Annotated in this window: 20 protein-coding genes and 1 tRNA gene; 10 read left to right on the plus strand and 11 right to left on the minus strand. The window is 62.5% G+C overall.

All coding sequences use genetic code 11. The features are described from left to right. Nucleotides 1-53: 53 nt before the first annotated feature. Both NKF25_RS23470 and tmcA read left to right on the plus strand, forming a co-directional pair. The gene (locus tag NKF25_RS23470; protein ID WP_253229038.1) at nucleotides 54-905 is read left to right on the plus strand and encodes a heme-copper oxidase subunit III; all 852 of its coding nucleotides are present in this window, start codon (nucleotides 54-56) and stop codon (nucleotides 903-905) included. Between the two features lie 194 nt (nucleotides 906-1,099). Continuing rightward, nucleotides 1,100-3,349, plus strand: a complete 2,250-nt coding sequence (gene tmcA / locus NKF25_RS23475; RefSeq protein WP_253229039.1) for a tRNA(Met) cytidine acetyltransferase TmcA — start codon at nucleotides 1,100-1,102, stop codon at nucleotides 3,347-3,349. On the opposite strand, the gene NKF25_RS23480 is transcribed toward tmcA, so the two are convergent. Together NKF25_RS23480 and NKF25_RS23485 are read right to left on the minus strand one after the other, a co-directional pair. Beyond that, nucleotides 3,346-4,023 carry a helix-turn-helix domain-containing protein gene (locus NKF25_RS23480; protein WP_253229040.1) on the minus strand — a complete coding sequence of 226 codons (678 nt, stop codon included), beginning with the start codon at nucleotides 4,021-4,023 and terminating at the stop codon, nucleotides 3,346-3,348. The two genes, tmcA and NKF25_RS23480, sit on opposite strands and share 4 nt — an antisense overlap. Nucleotides 4,024-4,054: 31 nt before the next feature. Next, nucleotides 4,055-4,342, minus strand: coding sequence for a HalOD1 output domain-containing protein (locus NKF25_RS23485; protein ID WP_253229041.1), 288 nt, complete (start codon nucleotides 4,340-4,342; stop codon nucleotides 4,055-4,057). Between the two features lie 128 nt (nucleotides 4,343-4,470). Between NKF25_RS23485 and NKF25_RS23490 the strand changes: the two genes are divergently transcribed. Further along, the gene (locus NKF25_RS23490; protein WP_253229042.1) at nucleotides 4,471-4,626 is read left to right on the plus strand and encodes a hypothetical protein; all 156 of its coding nucleotides are present in this window, start codon (nucleotides 4,471-4,473) and stop codon (nucleotides 4,624-4,626) included. 31 nt (nucleotides 4,627-4,657) lie between these two features. Here NKF25_RS23490 and NKF25_RS23495 read toward each other — a convergent pair whose 3' ends face one another. Together NKF25_RS23495 and NKF25_RS23500 are read right to left on the minus strand one after the other, a co-directional pair. Beyond that, a complete protein-coding gene (locus tag NKF25_RS23495; protein ID WP_253229043.1) occupies nucleotides 4,658-5,017 on the minus strand; it encodes a hypothetical protein in 360 nt (119 codons plus the stop codon). Nucleotides 5,018-5,140: 123 nt separating this feature from the next. Beyond that, nucleotides 5,141-6,907, minus strand: coding sequence for a glutamate--tRNA ligase (locus tag NKF25_RS23500; protein WP_253229044.1), 1,767 nt, complete (start codon nucleotides 6,905-6,907; stop codon nucleotides 5,141-5,143). Nucleotides 6,908-7,540: 633 nt separating this feature from the next. Here NKF25_RS23500 and NKF25_RS23505 point away from each other — a divergent pair. Beyond that, entirely contained in the window at nucleotides 7,541-7,729 is a 189-nt protein-coding gene (locus tag NKF25_RS23505; RefSeq protein ID WP_066147844.1) for a hypothetical protein, read from the plus strand. A gap of 123 nt (nucleotides 7,730-7,852) precedes the next feature. Here the strand turns inward: NKF25_RS23505 and NKF25_RS23510 are convergent, their stop codons facing one another. From NKF25_RS23510 to NKF25_RS23525, 4 genes are all read right to left on the minus strand, one after another. Then, complete coding sequence (locus tag NKF25_RS23510) at nucleotides 7,853-8,908, minus strand: polyprenyl synthetase family protein (RefSeq protein WP_253229045.1); 1,056 nt, start codon at nucleotides 8,906-8,908, stop codon at nucleotides 7,853-7,855. A 1-nt stretch (nucleotide 8,909) separates the two neighbouring features. Continuing rightward, nucleotides 8,910-10,256, minus strand: a complete 1,347-nt coding sequence (locus NKF25_RS23515) for a ribonuclease J (protein ID WP_253229046.1) — start codon at nucleotides 10,254-10,256, stop codon at nucleotides 8,910-8,912. A gap of 624 nt (nucleotides 10,257-10,880) precedes the next feature. Beyond that, entirely contained in the window at nucleotides 10,881-11,414 is a 534-nt protein-coding gene (gene msrA, locus NKF25_RS23520) for a peptide-methionine (S)-S-oxide reductase MsrA (RefSeq protein WP_253229047.1), read from the minus strand. Nucleotides 11,415-11,549: 135 nt separating this feature from the next. Further along, complete coding sequence (locus NKF25_RS23525; protein WP_253229048.1) at nucleotides 11,550-12,782, minus strand: polysaccharide deacetylase family protein; 1,233 nt, start codon at nucleotides 12,780-12,782, stop codon at nucleotides 11,550-11,552. Between the two features lie 221 nt (nucleotides 12,783-13,003). Here NKF25_RS23525 and NKF25_RS23530 point away from each other — a divergent pair, with 221 nt between their 5' ends. Continuing rightward, a complete protein-coding gene (locus NKF25_RS23530; protein WP_253229049.1) occupies nucleotides 13,004-14,056 on the plus strand; it encodes a TFIIB-type zinc ribbon-containing protein in 1,053 nt (350 codons plus the stop codon). Nucleotides 14,057-14,168: 112 nt separating this feature from the next. Here NKF25_RS23530 and NKF25_RS23535 read toward each other — a convergent pair whose 3' ends face one another. Continuing rightward, on the minus strand, nucleotides 14,169-15,641 hold the full coding sequence (locus NKF25_RS23535; RefSeq protein ID WP_253229050.1) for an Hvo_1808 family surface protein: 1,473 nt from the start codon (nucleotides 15,639-15,641) through the stop codon (nucleotides 14,169-14,171). A gap of 102 nt (nucleotides 15,642-15,743) precedes the next feature. Continuing rightward, nucleotides 15,744-15,878 carry a hypothetical protein gene (locus NKF25_RS24350; RefSeq protein ID WP_256487025.1) on the minus strand — a complete coding sequence of 45 codons (135 nt, stop codon included), beginning with the start codon at nucleotides 15,876-15,878 and terminating at the stop codon, nucleotides 15,744-15,746. Nucleotides 15,879-16,005: 127 nt separating this feature from the next. Here NKF25_RS24350 and NKF25_RS24530 point away from each other — a divergent pair, with 127 nt between their 5' ends. The 4 genes from NKF25_RS24530 to NKF25_RS23555 are packed head-to-tail and all read left to right on the plus strand — an operon-like array spanning nucleotide 16,006 to nucleotide 19,293. Then, nucleotides 16,006-16,947 (plus strand): DUF4129 domain-containing protein, encoded by a 942-nt coding sequence (locus tag NKF25_RS24530; protein WP_253229051.1) that lies wholly within the window; start codon nucleotides 16,006-16,008, stop codon nucleotides 16,945-16,947. Then, the gene (locus NKF25_RS23545; protein ID WP_253229052.1) at nucleotides 16,944-17,513 is read left to right on the plus strand and encodes a hypothetical protein; all 570 of its coding nucleotides are present in this window, start codon (nucleotides 16,944-16,946) and stop codon (nucleotides 17,511-17,513) included. Before NKF25_RS24530 ends, NKF25_RS23545 begins: the two co-directional genes overlap by 4 nt. After that, on the plus strand, nucleotides 17,510-18,784 hold the full coding sequence (locus tag NKF25_RS23550) for a DUF58 domain-containing protein (protein ID WP_253229053.1): 1,275 nt from the start codon (nucleotides 17,510-17,512) through the stop codon (nucleotides 18,782-18,784). The genes NKF25_RS23545 and NKF25_RS23550 overlap by 4 nt, the downstream gene beginning before the upstream one ends. Beyond that, a complete protein-coding gene (locus NKF25_RS23555) occupies nucleotides 18,781-19,293 on the plus strand; it encodes a hypothetical protein (RefSeq protein WP_253229054.1) in 513 nt (170 codons plus the stop codon). Before NKF25_RS23550 ends, NKF25_RS23555 begins: the two co-directional genes overlap by 4 nt. 19 nt (nucleotides 19,294-19,312) lie before the next feature. On the opposite strand, the gene NKF25_RS23560 is transcribed toward NKF25_RS23555, so the two are convergent. After that, the gene (locus NKF25_RS23560) at nucleotides 19,313-20,263 is read right to left on the minus strand and encodes a MoxR family ATPase (RefSeq protein WP_066147803.1); all 951 of its coding nucleotides are present in this window, start codon (nucleotides 20,261-20,263) and stop codon (nucleotides 19,313-19,315) included. Nucleotides 20,264-20,365: 102 nt separating this feature from the next. Here NKF25_RS23560 and NKF25_RS23565 point away from each other — a divergent pair. Further along, nucleotides 20,366-20,450, plus strand: a tRNA-Ser gene (locus NKF25_RS23565). The last annotated feature ends 13 nt before the right edge of the window (nucleotides 20,451-20,463 follow it).

The following is a 20,463-nucleotide window of genomic DNA, read 5'->3' on the forward strand; positions in this document are numbered from 1 at the left end:
ACACCTGTTTTGTGCGTTCGACCCGTACGTCGGTTCATGAGTGGGGGCCGGTCATGAGCACCGAAACGGTGGCCGACGAGGAGGAACAGCACTTTTCAGCGCCCGAGGATTGGCCGAAGGATTTCGGCGAAGCCTCGTGGTGGCCGTTCATCGGCGCCCTGGGTATCGTCAGCCTGTACGTCGGCGCCGGGTTGTACGTCCTGAGCCACGGCGGAAACAGCTACGTTCCGACGTTCGTCAGCCCTGTCCTGTTCGTCTTGGGGACGATGGTCTTCCTCACCGGACTGTACGGGTGGTTGTATCACGGGTTCGTGGACCAGTACTGGAAACATGACGGTTCTGGGGGGACGAAACTCCGCTGGGGGATGACCCTGTTCCTCGGGACCGAAGTGGCGACGTTCGGCGCGGGATTCGTCTACTACTTCTTCATCCGCGTCGGGACGTGGCCGCCGGCCGGAGGCATTCCGGACGTACTGAGTGCACTCGTCCTCGTCAACACGGTCATCCTCGTCGCCAGCAGCGGGACGCTCCACTACGCGCATATGTCGCTACTCCGTGGGCATCGACAGCGATTCATCGCCTTCCTCGGGTTGACCGTTCTCCTGGGAGTGGTCTTCATCGGCGGGCAGATTTACGAGTACATGCTGTTCATCACGCACGAGGGATTCACCATCACGTCAGGCGTTTTCGGGAGCGCCTTCTTCGGCCTGACCGGCTTACACGGCCTCCACGTCACGCTGGGTATCGTCCTCATGAGCGTCCTGTTCATCCGCGCACTGTACGGCCAGTTCTCGGAGGAACGGGACACCTCGGTGACGACCGTCACGATGTACTGGCACTTCGTGGACGCCGTCTGGATCCTGCTCGTCGTTGCACTGTACGCCGGATCGTCGCTTGCAGGGTAGCCGACGGAAAGTAATTTTCAATGACATAACCCAGAAAGCATATACGTGAAGCCATGGACATTCTATCCGGCGAGGTCCCCGCGCACGAAATGCGAGCGGGTTGACGCCATCACGTAAACCCCACCTCGCCGCGACTCCTGTCTTTTCCTCCACCAAAGAGAAACATCCTTGCGGCGAACCGACCAAACACGGACGTGAACGTCTCGTCACTGGTGGCCGCGCTCCGCAACGAAGCCCGCGAGTCGAACGAGCGGCGACTCCTCGTCCTCGCCGGGGACCGCGAGGAGGGCTACGAAATCGCTCAGGATGCCCTCGCCGCCGCAAAAATCCCCGAGGGGAAAACCGCACAGGTCGCCCCTCGAAGCGTGCTCGACTGCGAACGAGTGAGCCAGAACCGGGCCGGGAACCTCCTCGGAACGACCCACGAGGCGGTCGTCTTCGACGCTCACGACGAACTTCGACCGAACGCGCTCGGGAGGGTCGTCGGCGCGGTGGACGGCGGCGGCCTCTTCGTGTTGCTCACACCGCCGCTGGACTCGTGGGCGACCCGCCGGGACGACTTCGACGCGACGCTCGCGGTCCCGCCGTACTCCGTCGATGACGTGAGCGGGAACTTCCGACGACGGTTCGTCTCCCTGCTTCGTGCCCACCGTGGAATCGCCATCGTGGACGTGGATTCCGAATCCGTCGAGGACGACGGACTGACGGATCCCGCGCCGCGATTGGCCGACCGTGAAACCGAACGGACGTTCTCGGGCGAGGACGAAATCTTCCCCGCGGCCGCCATCGAATCCTGTCTCACCGACGATCAAGCTTCGGCCGTCCACGCCTTCGACGCGCTTTCAGAACCCGACAACGCGGTCGTCGTCGAAGCCGACAGGGGCCGTGGAAAGTCGAGCGCCGCGGGAATCGCCGCCGGGTGCTTCGCCGCGGACGGCGAGGACGTGCTCGTGACGGCCCGAAGCTATCGGAGCGCCCGCGAGGTTTTCGTCCGCGCGGCCGCGCTGCTCGACACGGTAGGCGAACTCGCCGACACGGACCACGACCCGCCGACCGAAATCACGACGAAGGAGGGCGGAAGCGTTCGATTCGAAAAGCCGACGGAGGCGGTTTCGGTCGACGCCGATATCGTGTTCGTGGACGAGGCCGCCGCGCTCCCGGTACGGATGCTGGAGCGGTTCCTGTCGTTCCCGCGAGTTGCGTTCACGACGACGATTCACGGCTACGAGGGTGCCGGACGTGGCTTCTCGGTACGCTTCCGCACCCGACTCGAAGGGAGCGGCCACGACGTGACCGACGTGAGTCTGGTCGAACCGATCCGGTACGCGCCCGGCGATCCGATCGAGGTGTGGTCGTTTCGTGCGCTCGCGCTCGACGCACGACCCGCCGTGGACCCGCTCGTCATCGACGCGACCCCCGACACGGCGGAGTATCGAACGATCGATGCGGACGACCTGCTCGCCGACGAGAACCTGCTCCGGGAGACGTTCGGCCTGCTCGTGCTCGCCCATTATCGGACGGAACCCGCCGACCTCGCCCGACTGTTGGACGCGCCGAACGTCGCGGTTCGGGCGCTCTGCTGGAACGACCACGTCGTCAGCGTGGCGTTGTTGGCTCGCGAAGGGAACCTTCCGACGGACGTGCGCGAACACATGTACGACGGCGGTCGGGTGAAGGGCAACATGCTCCCCGACGTGCTGACGACGCAACTCCGCGACTTCGACGCCGGAATCCCCACCGGAATGCGAATCATGCGAATCGCAACCCACCACGCCGTGCGCTCGTCCGGATTGGGGTCCCGTCTGCTCGCCGAGGTTCGCCGGGAGTTCTCGGACCTCGATTGGCTCGGCACGGGGTTCGGCGCAACCCCCGAACTGCTGCGGTTCTGGCGCGAAAACGGCTATCGAACCGTCCAACTCTCGACCACGCGCAACGACGCCAGCGGCGAGTACTCCGCGCTCATGTTCGACCCGATCTCCTCCACGGGAAGGGACCTGTACGACCGTCACGCCCGTCGGTTCGCCGGACGGATCGCTTCGGTGCTTTCGGACGCCCTCGACGACATGGACCCCGACGTCGTCCGCGAATCGCTGCTGGCGACCGATACCGAAATTTCGCTCTCCTCGCTCACCGACTGGGAGTGGCGGCTGGTCGCCGCGAGCGCCTACGGCCCGGGGCAGTTCGACCACGGCCCCGCCCCGTTCCGGAAACTGGTCGTGAAACAGCTCGCCGACCCGGCGGCCCCGGACCTGCTTTCGCCGCGTCAGGAGCGGCTACTGGTTCGGAAGGTACTCCAAGCCCATCGCTGGTCCGCCGTTGCGGACGAACTCGGCTTTCACTCCCCCGGCGAAGCGATGCGGGCGCTGGGCGCGTCGTTCCAGCCGTTGGTCGATACCTACGGAAACGAGGCCGCACTGGCGGAGAAGGCGCGATATTCGGATTAATCGAGCCGGTCGTCCGCGATTTCGTTCGGTCCCGTCGTGAGGATGTGACGGCTCACGGTCCGGTGAGCGCGTCGGAGCCGTTTCGACAGGGCCTGTTGGCTGATGTCGAGTTCCTCGGCCAACTCGCTCAGGTTCGTTTCTCGTGGTACCTCGAAGTAACCCGAATCGAGCGCGGAGTTCAGCGCCGTCCGCTGTTTCGACGTGAGGAGGAACTGACCATCGACCGTCGGCGTCTCCGGCGTGTGTAACCGCTTCAACTCGACGCTGACGTCGTGATGGCTCAAGTCTGACTGGAGTTTCGAGATGTGGTCGCGGTGTTCGAACCGCATCTGGAAATCCCACCCTTGTTTTGCGGCGGTGCCGGTGAGGATGACGGGGTCGCTCTCCAGCACGTCCTCGACCGTTTCCCGGGTCTCGTCCGACCACTCGATACGGAAGAGTGACCCGTAGGGGATTTCGGTGAGCTTCGTCACCGAAACCGTCGTCGGATCGTCACGGAGTTCCCGCTCCACCGTGGTCGTCGTCCCCCCACACGCCCAGAGATAGGGGAGGAACCGACTCGCGGGGTGTGCGACCATCCGTTCGATTTCGACGGCCATGTTCGGGATCGCAGCGAAAGCCTGCGAGAGTGCGAACTCCTCGGTAGGAATCGTGAATTCTGCAATGACGCTCATTTTGTTCCAGTCCCCGTAGCGCATTCCGGCATCAAACGTCCGCCTCGATGATGATGATGCGAACGTTACTCAGCACGACCACTTCACACCCATGATAAGTAAACTTAACTCGCCCCGAAGTTCGCATCTTTCCCCGATGGCTGTCCGCGAACAACTCGTTGAGCGCGTCCGCGTTCACCGTCTCATACAGCGGCGGTAGACGATGTATCTCGGTGTTCGTCGTCGCCGCGACGGCGGTGACTACCCCCTCCGTGACGGTTTCACCGGCGTCGATTTCGTACACGAAATCGGCACCTTCCTCCAACTCAGCAGCGTCCATAGGGAATGGAGTTTCGCAGCGTCCCTGAAACGCGGGGTTATTCTTGAAACCCTTTTATATTAACTCCGCCGCCGTATCCACGGTTCGATCAGTACAGCCATGTGATTCCGATCCGTTGTATTCAGCCGATGAACTGTGCCGAAAACGACTGTGAAAACGAAGCGGCGGTCCGACTCCACATCCCGTGGGCTGACAACCGACTCGTCTGTACGAGTCACGCAAGGGTGCTGGCGCAGCAGGACGGTGTCGTCGCGGAACCGCTTGCGGACGTGGACTGGGAGTGAGACGCGAACTCGTCCCCGATCGATGTGCGGACTACGATGTGGTGGATCGATAGTAATCGCGCTGGCTGAACAGATACAGTACCAGTACGACGCCGACCAGTGCATTCGAGAGGTTTCCCGTTTCCCCTGCCACGACGAGCGAGAATCGCCACAGTGTACTTCCCCCCAGTACGACCATCGCAATCCATAACCCGGTCCGGTTCCCCGCGTATAGGAGGTACGCGAGTAACAGCAGTCCGACGATGATGGGGACCGCTATCACTTCCAGTACCGGACTCCCCCTCGAAAGCATCCACGCCAGCATCCAGAAGAACGCGTACAACAGCAACAACAGACAGAGAAGGCTGATTCCGAGCGGCGTCCGTTTTTCTTCCCCCGCCTCTTCTGTCACTATTCAACGATTTTTGTAGCAGACGATATAGTTGTCGGTGCCCGTAGTCGTCCGGGGACGACCGAAATCCGAGTACCGGTCGGAGTTCCTCGACAAACAGAGGAACGACGGGGTTCCGCCGAGTTACTCGTGCGCGAAGTAGGTCACCGTCTCGTCGCCGTCCTCACTGTCTCGCGGCTCTGCCGCTCGACTTTCCGTGGCGCTTCGCGCCACGCTGTCCACTCGCACGAACCCGACGCGCTCGAACTGGACGATGTCGTCCACGTCGGTTTCGGCGAAGTCGGGTTCCGCGACGCCTTCCACGTCGCCGTCCATCGTTCGCATGCGGACCGGGACGTTCGCCTCGGCGGGGACCCAGTGAATCACGTCCACGCCCTCATCGCGGACGGCGCTGATGTCGTCGCCCGTGTACTGGAACGCGTCGCGGGTGTGTTGGAAACAGCCTAATCCCTTCAGCCAGACACGCTCGCCGTGGTCAGGGATGTCGTCGGCTTCGATGAGAACGGCCTCGCCCGCCGGGATGTGGCGCGTTCCCCTGTCCTCGTGGTCGGGGTGAACCGCCGGTTCCGCGGCCTCGGGGTAGTCGCCGATGAGCGGGTATTCGACGCCCTCGCGGACGAAGAAGAAGCGCGGCGCGTCGTCGTCCACCAACTCGCGGTTGTTGGCGTAGATGGTGCTCATCGCCAAATCGACGTTGCTCGTGGAGGTGCCGAGTCCGACCATCGCCTCGCGGATGGCCTCGCCGCGGATGCCTCGGCGACGGACGCTCTGAAGGGTGGGGGCACGTGGGTCATCCCAGCCGTCGAGTTCTCCCTTCTCGATGAGTTCCTTGATGGTCGAGGTGGACATCTTCACGTCGTACTCGTCCACCTGCACGTGACCCCAGTGGATGGTTTCGGGGTACTCCCAGTCGAAGTAGTCGTAGACGAACTGCTGGCGTTTCGCCGAATCCTGCAGGTCGATACCGCGGATGATGTGGGTCATGCCCGTCAGATGGTCGTCGACGCCGGACTGGAAGTCGAGCATGGGCCAGCAGCGGTAGTCGGCGGCCTCGGGGCGGGGGTGCGGCGTATCGATGATGCGGAACGCCACCCAGTCGCGCAGGGCGGGGTTCTTGTGCTCGATGTCCGTCTTCACGCGGAGCACCATCTCGCCGGACGAATACTCGCCCGCGATCATGTCCTCGAATTCTGCCATCGTCGTCTCGATGTCCTTGTCGCGGTGCGGGCACGCCTCCGCGTCGTTCTTCAGGTTCGAGAACTCCTCGCCGGAACAGGAGCAGGTGTACGCGCCGCCCTTCTCGATGAGGTCGCGGGCGTGGTCGTAGTAGGTTTCGAGGCGGTCGCTGGCCTTGATGACCTCGTCCGGTTCGAAACCGAGGTAGTCGATGTCCGAAAGAATCGCGTCGTAGGCCGACAAGTCCGGGCGCTTCGTCTCCGGGTCGGTGTCGTCGAAACGCACCAACATCTCGCCGTCGTAGAGGTCCTTGTACGTCCCGATGACGGCGGGCATCCGTCCGTGACCGATGTGCCACGGGCCGTTCGGGTTCGGCGCACAGCGCATCCGAATTTCATCGTACTCCTCCGCGTTCGGCAGGTCGGAGAGCACTTGGTCGTCCTCCTCGTCCTCGGCGTCCAGTTCCTCGACGAGTTCGGCGTCCAGTTCTTCCAGTCGGTCGCGGCGCTCGTCGCCGTCCAGTTGGTTCACCTGTGCGACGACCTTCCCCGCGATGCCCGGCACTTCGCTCCCGTGCTCGCGGAAGTCCGGATTCTCCCCCATCAGCGACCCCATGATAGCACCGACATCCGCGTCGCTGTCGTGTTTCAGCGCGTTGAACAGCGCGTGCTTCTCCGCCTCCGTCTCGATCTCCGTCCGTAACTCATCGTCCATTATCCGACGATTTGAGGGTCAGGGTGAAAAACCTCGCTTTTCGGCACAGTGATGGATGCCTTCGAGTCAGGCGTTCGATGGATAGTAGCCTACCGAATCGGACATAACATGAACCCTGAGTTTGAAAAACGGTATTTCGGATTAATGACTTTGAAAACTAGTTAGAAATTCTAGATTCCATGGATAATGGCGAATATCCTTCCAAACGTTCAAAAATCCGCGCGAACAGCTAGTATTTCTTGCGTGTTTGTATCTCGCTACTACGCACAATGTCGATGAATACCGTTCGGTTCCGTTCGGCGTAAAATCGGAACAGAGCGGTCGGGTCTCATTTTTCGCGTCATAGATTGATTACAAACCTGACGGCAGTAGTGTGGAATGGATCGGAACGCAGGCGACCTAAACCGGGTCAACGGTCGGATGGCTTGAAATACAAACCGGCCGCAGCGAGTTTACGAGCGGTCGGACGCCGCTCGTGGAGAAAACATGAAACGGACACTACAGACGCTGTTGACGCTTGCTGTTGTCGCTACGATGGTCGCTAGTCTTGGAGTCGGTTCCGCCGCAGCGACCAGCAAGTTTCCAGGATGCAATAAGCACACGAAGCACAAAAATCCGCATTGCGGAAATCAGGTGACGAAGAAAACGACCGACAACAGCCAGAAGATAACTGACGGGGACGACAGCAACACAGTCTCTGACAGCCACGTCATCATCGCAGGCAACGGGAACGGTCCCGGCGACGACACCGTCTCGGACAACGGTATCGACCAGGACAACACGAACGCCAACGCTGGCGGTGATGTAAACGTCGATTCGTAAGAGACGCTGCTAGGCACCCACCAACACTCGAATTCACGGCTCTTTTTTGCGGTCTGAACGAGTAGTTCTCGGCCTTGGCTGTGTCGATGGGGACTGAAAAAATGGGAAGGTTGCTTCCAAACCTCAGTAGCCGCGTTCGATGAGGTAGTCGGCGATCTGTTCGAGCAGGAAGCGCGATTCGTTGTCCGGGAGCACGCCTAGGTGGTCCTTGCCGCGTTGGACGAGTTCCTGTGCCTTTTCCGTGGCGTAGTCGATACTTCCGGCGGCTTCGAGTCGCTTGACGGCGGCGTCGATTTCGGCTTCCGTCACGTCGCCGACCGTCTCGGTTTCGACCAACGAGTCCACGTCCACGCCCTGATTGCGGGCGTGGAGCGTGATGATGGTCTGTTTGTTCTCGACGAGGTCGCTTCCTCGTTGCTTGCCGAGTTTCTCGCTCGGGACGGTCAGGTCGAGGACGTCGTCCTGAATCTGGAACGCCCGTCCGACGTCGATACCGTACTGGTACAACGCTTCGGTGGTTTCCTCGTCCGCACCGAGAAGCACGGCGGGAACTTTCGCCGCCGCGCCGTAGAGGACGGCCGTCTTGTTTTCGATCATTTCGAGATACTCGTCCGGAAGGACGTCCGGCCGTTCCTCGAAGGACACGTCGAGTGCCTGCCCTTCGCAAATCTTCGTGCAGGTGGACGCGAGTACGTCGAGTGCGGTAACACAGCGCTCCGGTGTGGCTCCCGTCTCCAGCATGATTTCGAACGCCTTCGAATAGAGCGTATCACCGGCCAGAATCGCGGTCTCGGTGTCGTACGCGCGGTGAACCGATGGCACGCCGCGACGAAGGTCGTCGTCGTCCATGATGTCGTCGTGGATGAGCGTGAACGATTGGATGACCTCGATGCTTACCGCCGCGGCCATCACGTCCACCTCACTCCCGTCGAGTGCCGGGAACTTCCGATAGGCTTCCGACATGGGTTCGACGTCCGCCAGCGCGTCCGCGACGAGCAAGAGGACCGTCGGTCGGAGACGTTTCCCGCCCGCGTCGAGCAGGTACCGGGACGCCTCGTAGAGGCGCTCCGGTTCGATTATCGGAAGCTCCTCCTCGATCGCGGCGTTGACGAGTTCGCGGCGCTGCCCCACCGTCTCGGTGACGAGTTCTTCGCGTGATTCCGTACTCGCGTCTGTCATTTCACTCCACCAGCTGAATGAGGTTACCGTTCCGCGTTACGTGAAGGTCACGACCGAGACGGTAGCCTTGTGACTCACAGAGGTCCACGTACGGCGCGAAGCCTTTCATGTCCTGGTGAGCCGGGATGACGTGTTGTGGTTGCAGTGCGTCGAGCATCTGGTAGTGGCCTTCCTCTCGAAGGTGGCCGGAAACGTGGACGTCGTCGTAGATGCGTGCACCCTGCATCTTCAACAGACGCTCGGACTGGTAGCGCTGGCCTTCGTTCGTCGGCTCCGGAATGACGCGAGCCGAGAAGACGACTTTGTCGCCGTCTTCCAGCTGATACGGCGTCTCGCCGCGACCCATACGGGTCAACATCGCGCGTGGCTCGCCCTGGTGGCCGGTCACGATTGGGAGGTAGTTCTCCTTGCCCTCCTTCATGATGCGTTTGAACGTCCGGTCCACGGATTTCCGGTGGCCGAACATGCCGACTTCCTCGGGGAAGTCGACGAAGTTCAGGCGTTCCGCGGTGCCCGAATACTTCTCCATCGAGCGGCCGAGCAGGACCGGCGTCCGACCGATGTCCTGTGCGAACTCGACGAGGCTGGTCACGCGGGCGATGTGGCTGGAGAACGTCGTCGCCACGATACCGCCGTCGTAGTCCTCGATGCTGTACAGGACGTCTTTGAGGTGTCGGCGAGCGACGGATTCGCTCGGGGTTCGACCCTTACGTCCCGCGTTCGTACAGTCCTCGATGTACGCGAGGACGCCCGGCCCTTCGCGGCCGATCTCGCGGAAGCGCTTCATGTCGATGGGGTCGCCGAGAACCGGCGTGTGGTCCATGCGCTTGTCGAGGCCGTACACGATGGCACCCTCCGGGGTGTGAACCACGGGGTTGATCGCGTCGATGATGGAGTGAGTGACGTTGACGAATTCGAGTTCGACCTCGTCGCTCAACTGCATCGTCTCGCCCGCGCTCATCTTCATGAGGTCGTTTTCGACCCCGAACTTCTCCTCGCCCTGGATCTGCTGTTTCACCAGTTCGATGGTGAACGGGGAGGCGACGATGGGCGCGTTGTATCGGTGCGCCAGTTTGCTGATCGCGCCGATGTGGTCCAAGTGACCGTGTGTCGGAACGATGGCTTTCACGTCGCCTTCCAGATCGGACATGACGCGGTCGTCCGGGATCGCGCCCATGTCGATGAGGTCGAGGCTGTGGAGTTTCTCTGTTTCGACGTTATCGTGAAGCAGCACCTTCGACAGGTTCAGACCCATGTCGAAGATGACGACATCGTCGCCCGCGCGGACGGCAGTCATCTGCCGTCCGACTTCTTCGTAGCCGCCAATTGTTGCGATTTCGATTTCCATAGTTTGCTTTCCTCAAGCATTGAAACGTCACACGGCGTGACGGTTGCGTTGCTCACTGAAATCCTCGCGGGGCCGCGAGCGTCAGACCCCGGCGTCTTACAGCACGTCGGTCTGGCACTCGCGCGCAGCGGGATGCCGCACACCCGCGAGTTGCCCAGTCTGCTCCCACCTACGTCCCGGGGTAATAAAAACTGCCGGGATTGTGTCTCTCGCGGGGAGAGTTTCGGAGGGACGACAGTTGATTTCAAAAACGTACTCATTTCACGAAATATATTCTAGCTAGATCCTTCCCGCTGTGTTCGAGTTTCTACCTGACAGCAATCTAGATTTAGGCCCGCCTAAAAATCGGATTTGCTAAATAGTTTAGGTCGGGCTAAAATTATAGCCTTCGCGCTCCAGTAGCTCCTGGGATGACGACCGAAACGCGCCGTACTCCGGGACAACGGGCGTGGACTTTCGGAAGGTCCTCTCGGGAGGTTCTCTCGGTGGGACGATGGCGGCAAAATCAACACGTCCGTTCGTAGCGAACGACGAACCTGAAGTCGGTAGCGAAGGTTTTCGCGGTCGGTATCGAAGACCGCATTCCTCGAAGAACGGATTCTCGGCCAACTTCTGACGCGGCGCTTACTGTTTCGCCTTCTCTGCGAACTTCTCCCGAACCTTGCGAATCTTGGGTTGGGCGTTCATCGTGCAGTAGGCGTCGTTGGGGTTGTTCTCGTAGTAGTCCTGATGGTAGCTATCCGCCTCGTAGAACGCGTCGAGGGGTTCGACCTCGGTGACGATGGGGTCGTCGAACGCGCCCTCGGATTCGAGTCCGTCGATGTACGCCTCGGCGACGTCCTTCTGTTCGTCGTCGTGATAGTAGATCGCGGAGCGATACTGGCTCCCCACGTCCGGACCCTGTCGGTTGAGCGTCGTGGGGTCGTGGATGGTGAAGAACACCTGCAGGAGTTCGTCGTAGCCGACCACGTCGGGGTCGTACTCCAGTTGGACGACCTCGGCGTGGCCGGTGTCGCCGGAGCAGACGGCTTCGTAGGTCGGGTTCTCGACGTGTCCGCCGGCGTAGCCCGACGTGACCGACTGCACGCCGTCAAGTTCCTTGTAGGCCGCTTCGAGACACCAGAAACAACCGCCTGCGAGTGTCGCTTTCTCGGTCATACCTCCAATTGGTGCGCGAGGCGTTAAGAGTCTGCGGTGGCGGTCAGCCTTTCGGGGAGATCGAGTTCGTACCGGACGGGACGAACCGACTCACGCGCTGTGATTTGAACGAAATGAACGAACGATTCGTCACGATTATCCGTCGAGCAGGTCGGAGGCGGTGATGACGTCCACGTCCTTTCCCTGGACGTATTGGGCCAGCGATTCGAGGTCGGACTCGCTGATTTCGCCGCCGTCGCCGATGGCGTGGAACAGCGGGACGACGAGTTGGCCGTACTCGGCGGCGTAGTCCACGTACCGCTTCGTCACGTCGAGGTCCTTACCGTTGACGCGCGAGACGATGGCGTCCCCGTTCTCGAACGGCATGGCGTTCGGACAACCGCCGAAGCTGTAGATGGAGTCGTAGTATTTTCGCGCGAGGTCGAACGTGTTCGGGCCGACCTGGTTCTTCGGGACGAGCAAGTGGCGTGCGCCGTCGTCGAACCCGTGTGATTGGAGGTACTCCTGCGTGCGCTTCAGCAACGCCGCCTGATCGTCCGGCGAGTATTCGGGGAAGGAATGAGCCTGCACGTCCGGGTGGGCGGCCATGTCCCATCCGCCGTCCGCCATCTCGGACAGTTGGTCCGTCGTCAGGCGGCCGTCGTGGCCGATGCTTTCGGGGATGACGGCCTCTACCCCGGCAAAGTCGTACTTCTGCAGGATTTCGAACGCGCGATAGTGGGTCGCGTGGCTGTCGTCGAACGTGAACATCACCGCCCCCTTGTCGGGTCGTGAGGCCGTTCGGAGGTCGTCAACGAACAGTTCGATGGGGTCTCGGGCGTTGGTGTCGACCGGCCGCCCGACGATTCGGAGTTCGGATACGGACGAGAGGTCCGGGGTCCCCGCCACGCCGGTGACACCGAAGTTGACGCGCACCCAGCGGTCGCTCGGGCCGACCAGCGTCCGCTTGAGTTGGACGGCGTTGTCGCCGTCGGGGGCGACCAGTTCGATGAGAATTTTGGCGAAGTCGTAGTTTTCGACCTTGACAGCCATCGAGAAATTCGTCCCGCGGAGGTCGGTCCCCGACAGCGTTCGGGAAATACAGCCCGCCTTCGTAGCGTCGCTTCCGACCATGTGGGCACATTGGGACCCACGGTACGGGTCGTCGGTCGATTTCGACAGGGTTCCCTGTCCGGAAACCGCCTGCCATCCGCTCAGTTTCTCGAAGTCGCTCGCGGCCGGAACCGGCGGTCCAGTAGCTGCTTTCGGTCGTGAATTCCGGCCGGTCCCGTTCATCGGGAGTTGTGATTTATCCACGATAGAAGAACAGCCAGCAAGACCGATGGCACCGGCGGTAGCCAAGAACGTCCGTCGCGTCTGTCGCGTCATCTCTATCTCCTCGAAAACGGGCGGTACATATTCTTATGATCAATTTAATCTGGATGTCAATTGTTGCCATATAAAACTGATTTTCGTACATGAATCTACGACTATATCCGAAGGCTTGCAATATAAAGCAACACATTTATATACTTTCGTCGCTTACATTGGGTTAGCGAGCCCTCCTCGCCAGCGATTTATTCCGAGGATCGGTTCCATTTCCTTCCACCATGACGAGTACGAAAATCAATCGGAACGACCAGCAGCCCGCAGCGAACATCGAACGAAAGCGGACGGGGAAACATAGGCCCGAACGAGAGGAACAGCGGACGGACGAGCAGACGCGAGAGCCGGAGGTGTGCCCCGAATGTGGCGGCAACCTCATTACCGACTCCGAGCACGCCGAGACCGTCTGTAGCGAGTGTGGCCTCGTCGTCCAGACCGACGGTATCGACCACGGTCCCGAGTGGCGGGCCTTCGACGCGAGCGAACGCGATTCGAAGTCCCGCGTCGGCATGCCGACGACGAAGATGATGCACGACAAGGGATTGTCGAGCAACATCGGGTGGCAGAACAAGGACGCCTACGGACGGTCACTGAGTCCACGCCAGCGCGAGAAGATGCAACGCCTTCGAACGTGGGACGAGCGCTTCCGCACCCGCGACAGCAAGGAGCGTAACCTCAAACAGGCGCTCGGCGAAATCGACCGGATGGCGAGCGCGCTCGGCCTCCCGGACAACGTCCGCGAGATGGCCAGCGTCATCTACCGCCGTGCGCTGAACGAGGACCTCCTCCCGGGACGCTCCATCGAAGGTGTCGCAACCGCGTCGCTGTACGCGGCGGCCCGCCAGAGCGGCATCCCGCGGACGATGGACGAATTAACGACCGTCAGCCGGATCGACGGCATGGAGTTCAAGCGCACCTACCGCTACATCGTTCGTGAACTCAACCTCGGCGTCCAACCCGCAGACCCCGAGCAGTACCTCTCGCGGTTCGAAAGCGAGTTCGATCTCACGCCCGCGACGAAGCGCCGCGCCCACGACCTGCTCAAGACGGCGAAAGAGACGGGTGCGACGAGCGGCAAATCGCCCGTCGGCCTCGCGGCCGCCGCGCTGTACGCCGCCGCGCTCCTCGAAGGTGAAAATCTCACGCAGGACGCGGTCAGTGAGGTGTCGGACGTGAGCACCGTTACGATTCGCAACCGCTACCACGACCTGTTGACCATGGCCGACGAGACGGACGCGCTCCCGACGAGCGTCTCCACCGACGAGGCGACCGCATAATCGTATTTTTCCTTCGGTGACCGACGACCGTGAGAGACATCTCTCCGTAGCACACGGCGAACCAGCGACAAAATCGGGGACGTTTCCCTCTCATCCATCTCCGAATAACTCGTCAACGAACCCGTGAGAGCCGCATCTTCCGTTTTGCTTTCGACTCCGGCCGAACGTCCGACAGCGCGCCGACCGTCGGGGCGTTGACTATCGTCACGGTTCGTCCGTGTCGGTCGATTCGGAAGGCGTCGGCGAACGGTCCCTTCGGAATTCGCCACGTGCTCGGGCCGACGCGTCTCGCGTTTTTCCCGCGGAGCAACTCGCGGTACGCCCGCACGAACTGGGTGGCGTCGCGCTCGGTTTCCCACTTCGTCCGCCAGACGTACCCGCGCTGTTTCCCCTTGTGGTACGGCCAGAGTCGGTCGTTCGCCCACCCATCCGAGGGGGGACTGGAGTAATCGAACAGGTCGTACTCCCCGTGATCCGCGTTCTGGAACCGCTGCCAGTGAATGATCGGATTGCCGTCGGCCCGACCCTGATACCAGAACATGGTGTAGATGCCCGCCTCGCCGACCGTCTGTGAGCCGTTTGTACCGTGTTTTCCGTACAGCTTCCACCCGTTTCGCGCCTGTTCGCCGAGGTGAAGCGGGGGCGGTGATCCGGTTCGTTTTCCCGGATGGATGACCGCCTTCGACGAGTTCGGCGGATGTCGATACTGCTCGTTCACCGCCGACCAACCGCCCGAATCGAACTTCGACGCGACGTACGCCGGACCGTCCGAGTAGGGTTGAATGAGCGCGACCTGCATGGCGAGGTTGTACGGCGGGAGTTTTCCGCCGCTGTACGGCGTCCGCTTTCGTGCGATGTGTACCTTTCCGACGCACTGCCACGACTTGTCACAGCGGTTCGCGTAGCGCTTTTCGACGTAGGTCGCTTCGCCCTCCGTCAGGCCATCGTGCCCGCGTCGCTCGTCCATCGAATTCGATTGGAGTTGTGGCGATGACAGCCTCTTGTGTTGATCCTGCATCGCGTGCGTGAGTTCGTGGATCAGCGTCGCGTTGTCGATCCTCCCCTTCCCGTTCGAGATGACGTAGACGCGGTTCTTCCCCGGGAGATAAAACCCGGCGACGCGGTCCTGCATGAGCGTGGTCTGCTGACGAGCGGCGTCGGCCTGCTCGCCCGTGACGAACAACCCCTCCCAGATCTGATTCTCCCACGCACGCTCCGACGGCGTGTTGCTGTTCGCCGCCTGCTGCCGGACGAGCGTTCGATACTCCTTCCGGGGCAACGCCTCGACCGTCACCGGATGGGTGAACTCCTCATTTCGGATGAACTCGACGCGGGCCATCGCCCGTGCGACGTACCGCTTTTTTTCGGCCTTCGACAACCCGTCCCGCTGGTTCACGTCGATGCTCTCGTTGTACCAGTAGCCGTGTTCCCAGCCGATAACGTCGGAACTCGGGTCCGGCGGGTGGTTTCCGGCGCGTTTCGCATGTCCACCCCCACCACTCCCGCTACCTCCACCGGCCAGCACGCCACTCACCGGCGCGATACAGACGAGCAGAACGACGACGACCACCCCCACAAATCGCATACCGATGACACGAGCGGGGGCGGCATAACGGTTGGCCGTTGTGTGTGAGTCCGTCTCCCGTCGATTTTGTCCGCGTCGTCGTGAACGATTAGCGAGGTCGGTTCAGGGATAGTCGAACTGCTGGCGGCCGACGCGAACTCGCCCGACGCGTTCGTGTGACCACTCGAACAACTCTTCGTCGCGGTGCCCCCGCTTCGTCACGGCACCGCCGGAGAAACGGGACGATGTCGTCGCCACGTTCACCCCGTAGAGGGTGTTTCAAGCGCATCCGAGCGGATCGGTGGCCATATTTCTTGTCTTCCACGGCGCTATTTCCCCGAGAGCAGACAGAAAACCTAAGTTATCAATCCAGCTACTTGGTACCGTGGAACGAGATACCGCCCGCGTCGTCGTCATCGCCCTCCTCTGTATTCTCGCCATCGCGTTCGCCGCCGCAACCCTGAACTCCGCCGTGGAGGACGGGTCCGGAACCGGTCTCGGCGGTGGCCCCGGCGGCATCGGAAGCAGTCAAACGAACGGATCGAGTCCACCGATGTCGAACGGTGGCGGGAAGATGGGAACACCGCTCAGGCTTCCGTGCTATCCCGTCCTCGATTCGACCGCGGCCATCCTCGCCATGATCGTCGCGTTCCTGCTACTCGCGGCGCTCGCCTACCGGAAGGCCGGCGGTCTCGGTGTCCTCGCGGTCGTCGGACCGGTCGGTGTTCCCTTCTTGTTCATCCACGCGTTGTTGACGGCGTGTGTCACACCCGACGGCGGCGGGATTCTCGGCGGGGCGATAAACACGAGCGACATCTCGTTGCCGAAGGGCGGCACCGGCGGACTCGGCAACGGTGCGAACGGCATGGCGACGCCGTCCCTCATCATGTTCGTCGTCCTCGGCGTCGCGCTCCTCGGAGCCGTCGTCCTGCTCGTTCGGAGTTCGAGCGGGAACGAGGATACGGGGCCGGACGCCGGAAACGTGGAGGAGAACCAACCCGACATCGCTGCGGTGGGTCGTGCGGCCGGTGAGGCTGCCGACCGGATCGAATCGGAATCGGGCGTCGAGAACGAGGTGTATCGGGCGTGGCGCGAGATGACCGAGTATCTGAACGTGCCATCGCCACACTCCAGCACGCCGGGCGAGTTCGCGTCGGCCGCCGTGGCCGCCGGGATGGACCCCGAGGACGTGGACGAACTGACGAGCGTCTTCGAGGAGGTTCGATACGGAGGGTACGACGCCAGTGAGGACCACGAACGGCGGGCGATAGATGCGCTCCGTCGTATCGAGCGAGCGTACGCGGACGACGAGGAGGGTGGCGAATGAAACGCAGAACGGTCGTCACCGTCGTCGGTCTCCTCGCCGTCGGCTGGGGGCTCGCGGTCGCCGTCGCGCCCGGGCTGGCGACGATGTTTCCCCTTCAGGAGGTGTTCGTGAAAGTCGTCGGAGTGCTGGCGTTCGTCCAAGGGCTTCGCGTGATCCAACAGCGGAGACGGACCGACGTGGAGGGCGCGGACACGGGTGACCCGGAGACGAACGTGACGTTGCCGACGCCCGGCCAGGAGTTCGACGAACTGCTCCGGACCGTCCACTCCGGCCACCGAAAACGTCTCATCCGGTCGCGAAAGGAACTCCGGCAACGCCTCGAACGTTCGCTCGTCGCAGCAATCACCAGGCGGGACGGTTGTTCGGTCGACGAGGCGCGGACCCAAATCGAGACGGGAAGGTGGACGGACGACCCGGAAGCCGCCGCGTTCCTCGGCGGACCGTCCGCTCCCCGCCGCTCGTGGCGTGAGTGGCTGCGTCGGTCGCTCGGCAGCGAGACCGCGTTCCAACACCGTGCGAGGAAGACGGCCGATGCCGTCGCCCGGTACGTGGAGGAAAGCCAATGAACGTCATCCGTGAGACCAACCGATGGCACGGCGTCAGCGCGATGGTGTTGCTCGCCGCCGGAGTCGGGATATTCACCGAGAGTCCGGTCACGCTCCTCATCGGCGTCGTCGGCGTCGCGTTCGCGGCGTACGCCCGGACCGCCACGCCGCCATCGACGGCGTTCGAACTGACCCGAGTCGTCCGCGACCCGACACCCGCGCCGGGCGACGAAACCGAGGTCGAAGTGACCGTGGAGAACGTCGGCGACAGGACCGCACCGGACCTCCGGGTCATCGACGGCGTTCCGGACGGACTTCGCGTGACGGGCGGGTCGCCCAGGATCGGAACCGCGCTTCGCCCCGGCAAGCGCGCGGTGTTCACCTACACCGTCGAGGCGGTCCGAGGCGACCACGAGTTCGACCCAGCACAGGCCCTCGCCCGGGACTTCAGCGGGGCGCTCGAACGGGAGTTCGAACTCGAAGACGAGACGAAGATTTCGTGTACGTCACAACTCGAATCGACCGCCGAGGACGTACCGTTACGTGAACAGACGATTCGCCACGTCGGTCAAGTGACGACCCGTGAAGGCGGCACTGGCATCGAATTCTTCGCCACGCGCGAGTATCGACCCGGTGACCCGCTCTCGCGCATCGACTGGAAGCGAAAGGCCCGCACGGGGGAACTGACGACCGTCGAGTTCCGCGAGGAGCGGACGGCGACCGTCGTCCTGCTCGTGGACGTGCGAAAACAGGCGTACCTGACGAGCGACCACGAGGACCCCGGCGCGGTCGAACACTCGATTCGTGCCGCGGGCGACGCGTTCAGCGCGCTCCTCGACAACGGCGACAGGGTCGGAATCGCCGCGCTCGGCCCGGAGGACGCGTGGCTCGCCCCCGCAACGGGGGAAACCCACCGCGTCGAAGCGCGGGAACTGCTCTCGCACGCCAGCGCGTTCGCTCGGACGCCGTCGGACGAGACGTTTTACTCGACGATGTCGCTGCGCTGGCTTCAGCGACGACTGCCGAGCGACGCACAGGTGGTGTTTTTCTCCCCGCTCTGTGACGACTTCGCGCCGAAAATCGCACGGCGACTCGACGCTATCGGCCACGCCGTCACCGTCGTCAGCCCGGACCCGACGACGGACGTGTCGGTCGGGGAACGACTCGCGCAGGTGGAACGAAGACAACGGCTCCAGTCGATCCGCGCCAGCGGCATCCGGGCCGTGGACTGGGACACGGACGAGTTGCTTGGCGTTACGCTGGCGAAGATGAACAGGCGGTGGGCACGATGAGCGGGAGCGCTTCGGAAACCATCGACCGCTCCCCGGCGCGGGTGAGTCAACTGCTTTCGGTCATCGCCGCGTCCGTCGCGCTCGGGGCGGGTGCGCTCTTCGGCGGCATCGGTGCACTCTTCGGCTTGTTCGGCCTGCTGTTCGTGGCCATCGGCGTCGTTCGCGGGTCGCGCCGCCTCGTCACGACCGGCGGGTTCGTCCTCCTCGCCGGAATTCTGGCCGGGAGCCTCGTTGCGGCACCGCCGGAACTCCTGATTCCCGGCGCGATAGCGACGGTCCTCGCGTGGGATTTCGGCGAACAGGCCATCAACGTCGGCGAGCAACTGGGCCGCGAGGCGGACACGCAGACGCTCGAAATCATGCACGCCGCATCGAGCACCATCGTCGGCGTCGCCGCCGGTGCGCTCGGCTACGGCGTGTATCTGGCTGGCGGTGGCGGCAAACCCGTGACAGCGCTGGTGTTCCTGCTGATCGCGATGCTGGCGCTCACGTCGGCGCTGCGGGCGTGAGAAAGAAGGGGCGATTTTCCTATTCCACCGTCGGCACGGGAACGCTGTCCAGCACGGATTCGATGATTTCGTCCTTTCGCACGTTGTTCACCTTCGCGTCCGGGGTCAGGACGACGCGGTGGGAGAGGAGGGGATAGGCGACGCGTTTGACGTCGTCGGGGGTGACGAAGTCGCGGCCCTTCATGGCGGCGCGGGCGCGGGTCGCTTCGAAGAGGCGCTGGGTCCCGCGGGGGGAGACGCCGACCTCGACGCGGCGGTCCTCCCGCGTCTCGCGGGCGATGGCGGCCATATATTCGAGCAGGTCCTCCTCGACGCGCACCGTTTCGGGGACGGATTGGAGGGCGGTGACGAGTTCGTTGTCGAGGACGCTCTCCATCGTCGGACTCTGGCTGTCGCGGCCCGCACGGCGGCGGAGGAGTTCGATCTCGCCGTCGAGTTCGGGGTAGCCGAGGCTGGTTTTGACGGCGAAGCGGTCCACCTGCGCTTCGGGGAGCGGGAAGGTCCCCTCCTGTTCGACGGGGTTCTGCGTGGCGATGACGAAGAACGGCTTCGGGAGTTCGCGGGTGTCGCCGTCCACGGTGACCTGTCCCTCCTCCATCGCTTCGAGGAGCGCGGATTGCGTCTTCGGCGGCGCGCGGTTGATCTCGTCGGCGAGGACGACGTTGGCGAAGATTGGCCCCTCGTTGAACTCGAACTGGCGGTCCTGTTCGTTGAACACGTGCGTCCCCGTCACGTCGGCCGGGAGCAGGTCGGGGGTGAACTGCACGCGACTGAAGGAGAGACCCAGCGCGGAGGCGAAGCTTCGCGCGGTGAGCGTCTTTCCGGTTCCGGGCACGTCTTCGAGGAGGACGTGGCCTCCTGCCATGACGCCGAGGAGGACTGTTTCGAGGAATTCGCGGTCGGCAATGACGGCAGTTCCGATCGCATCGAGGACGGATTCTGCCTTGGTATTCGCGTCTGTAACGTCCATGAAATATCACGCAACGGCCATCGATTTTAATGTGGTGGTCCGATAGGTTCCCGTGACCTAAATCGAAACCCATAAAGTGCAAAACGCAGTACTGGGAAGTGAGCCGAGATAGCCTAGCCCGGCCAAGGCGGCAGATTCGAAATCTGCTGTCCTCACGGACACGGGAGTTCAAATCTCCCTCTCGGCGTCATTCTCCGAAC

This window comes from Haladaptatus sp. AB643 (assembly GCF_024136975.1).
GTDB lineage: Archaea > Halobacteriota > Halobacteria > Halobacteriales > Haladaptataceae > Haladaptatus.

Excerpts from the sequence above, each read along its gene's own strand:
- NKF25_RS23470 (WP_253229038.1), top strand. The coding sequence starts at position 54 with ATGAGCACCGAAACGGTGGCCGACGAGGAGGAACAGCACTTTTCAGCG.
- NKF25_RS23480 (WP_253229040.1), bottom strand. The coding sequence starts at position 4,023 with ATGAGCGTCATTGCAGAATTCACGATTCCTACCGAGGAGTTCGCACTC.
- NKF25_RS23485 (WP_253229041.1), bottom strand. The coding sequence starts at position 4,342 with ATGGACGCTGCTGAGTTGGAGGAAGGTGCCGATTTCGTGTACGAAATC.
- NKF25_RS23490 (WP_253229042.1), top strand. The coding sequence starts at position 4,471 with ATGAACTGTGCCGAAAACGACTGTGAAAACGAAGCGGCGGTCCGACTC.
- NKF25_RS23500 (WP_253229044.1), bottom strand. The coding sequence starts at position 6,907 with ATGGACGATGAGTTACGGACGGAGATCGAGACGGAGGCGGAGAAGCAC.
- NKF25_RS23510 (WP_253229045.1), bottom strand. The coding sequence starts at position 8,908 with ATGACAGACGCGAGTACGGAATCACGCGAAGAACTCGTCACCGAGACG.
- NKF25_RS23515 (WP_253229046.1), bottom strand. The coding sequence starts at position 10,256 with ATGGAAATCGAAATCGCAACAATTGGCGGCTACGAAGAAGTCGGACGG.
- msrA (WP_253229047.1), bottom strand. The coding sequence starts at position 11,414 with ATGACCGAGAAAGCGACACTCGCAGGCGGTTGTTTCTGGTGTCTCGAA.
- NKF25_RS23525 (WP_253229048.1), bottom strand. The coding sequence starts at position 12,782 with ATGACGCGACAGACGCGACGGACGTTCTTGGCTACCGCCGGTGCCATC.
- NKF25_RS23530 (WP_253229049.1), top strand. The coding sequence starts at position 13,004 with ATGACGAGTACGAAAATCAATCGGAACGACCAGCAGCCCGCAGCGAAC.
- NKF25_RS23535 (WP_253229050.1), bottom strand. The coding sequence starts at position 15,641 with ATGCGATTTGTGGGGGTGGTCGTCGTCGTTCTGCTCGTCTGTATCGCG.
- NKF25_RS23545 (WP_253229052.1), top strand. The coding sequence starts at position 16,944 with ATGAAACGCAGAACGGTCGTCACCGTCGTCGGTCTCCTCGCCGTCGGC.
- NKF25_RS23550 (WP_253229053.1), top strand. The coding sequence starts at position 17,510 with ATGAACGTCATCCGTGAGACCAACCGATGGCACGGCGTCAGCGCGATG.
- NKF25_RS23555 (WP_253229054.1), top strand. The coding sequence starts at position 18,781 with ATGAGCGGGAGCGCTTCGGAAACCATCGACCGCTCCCCGGCGCGGGTG.
- NKF25_RS23560 (WP_066147803.1), bottom strand. The coding sequence starts at position 20,263 with ATGGACGTTACAGACGCGAATACCAAGGCAGAATCCGTCCTCGATGCG.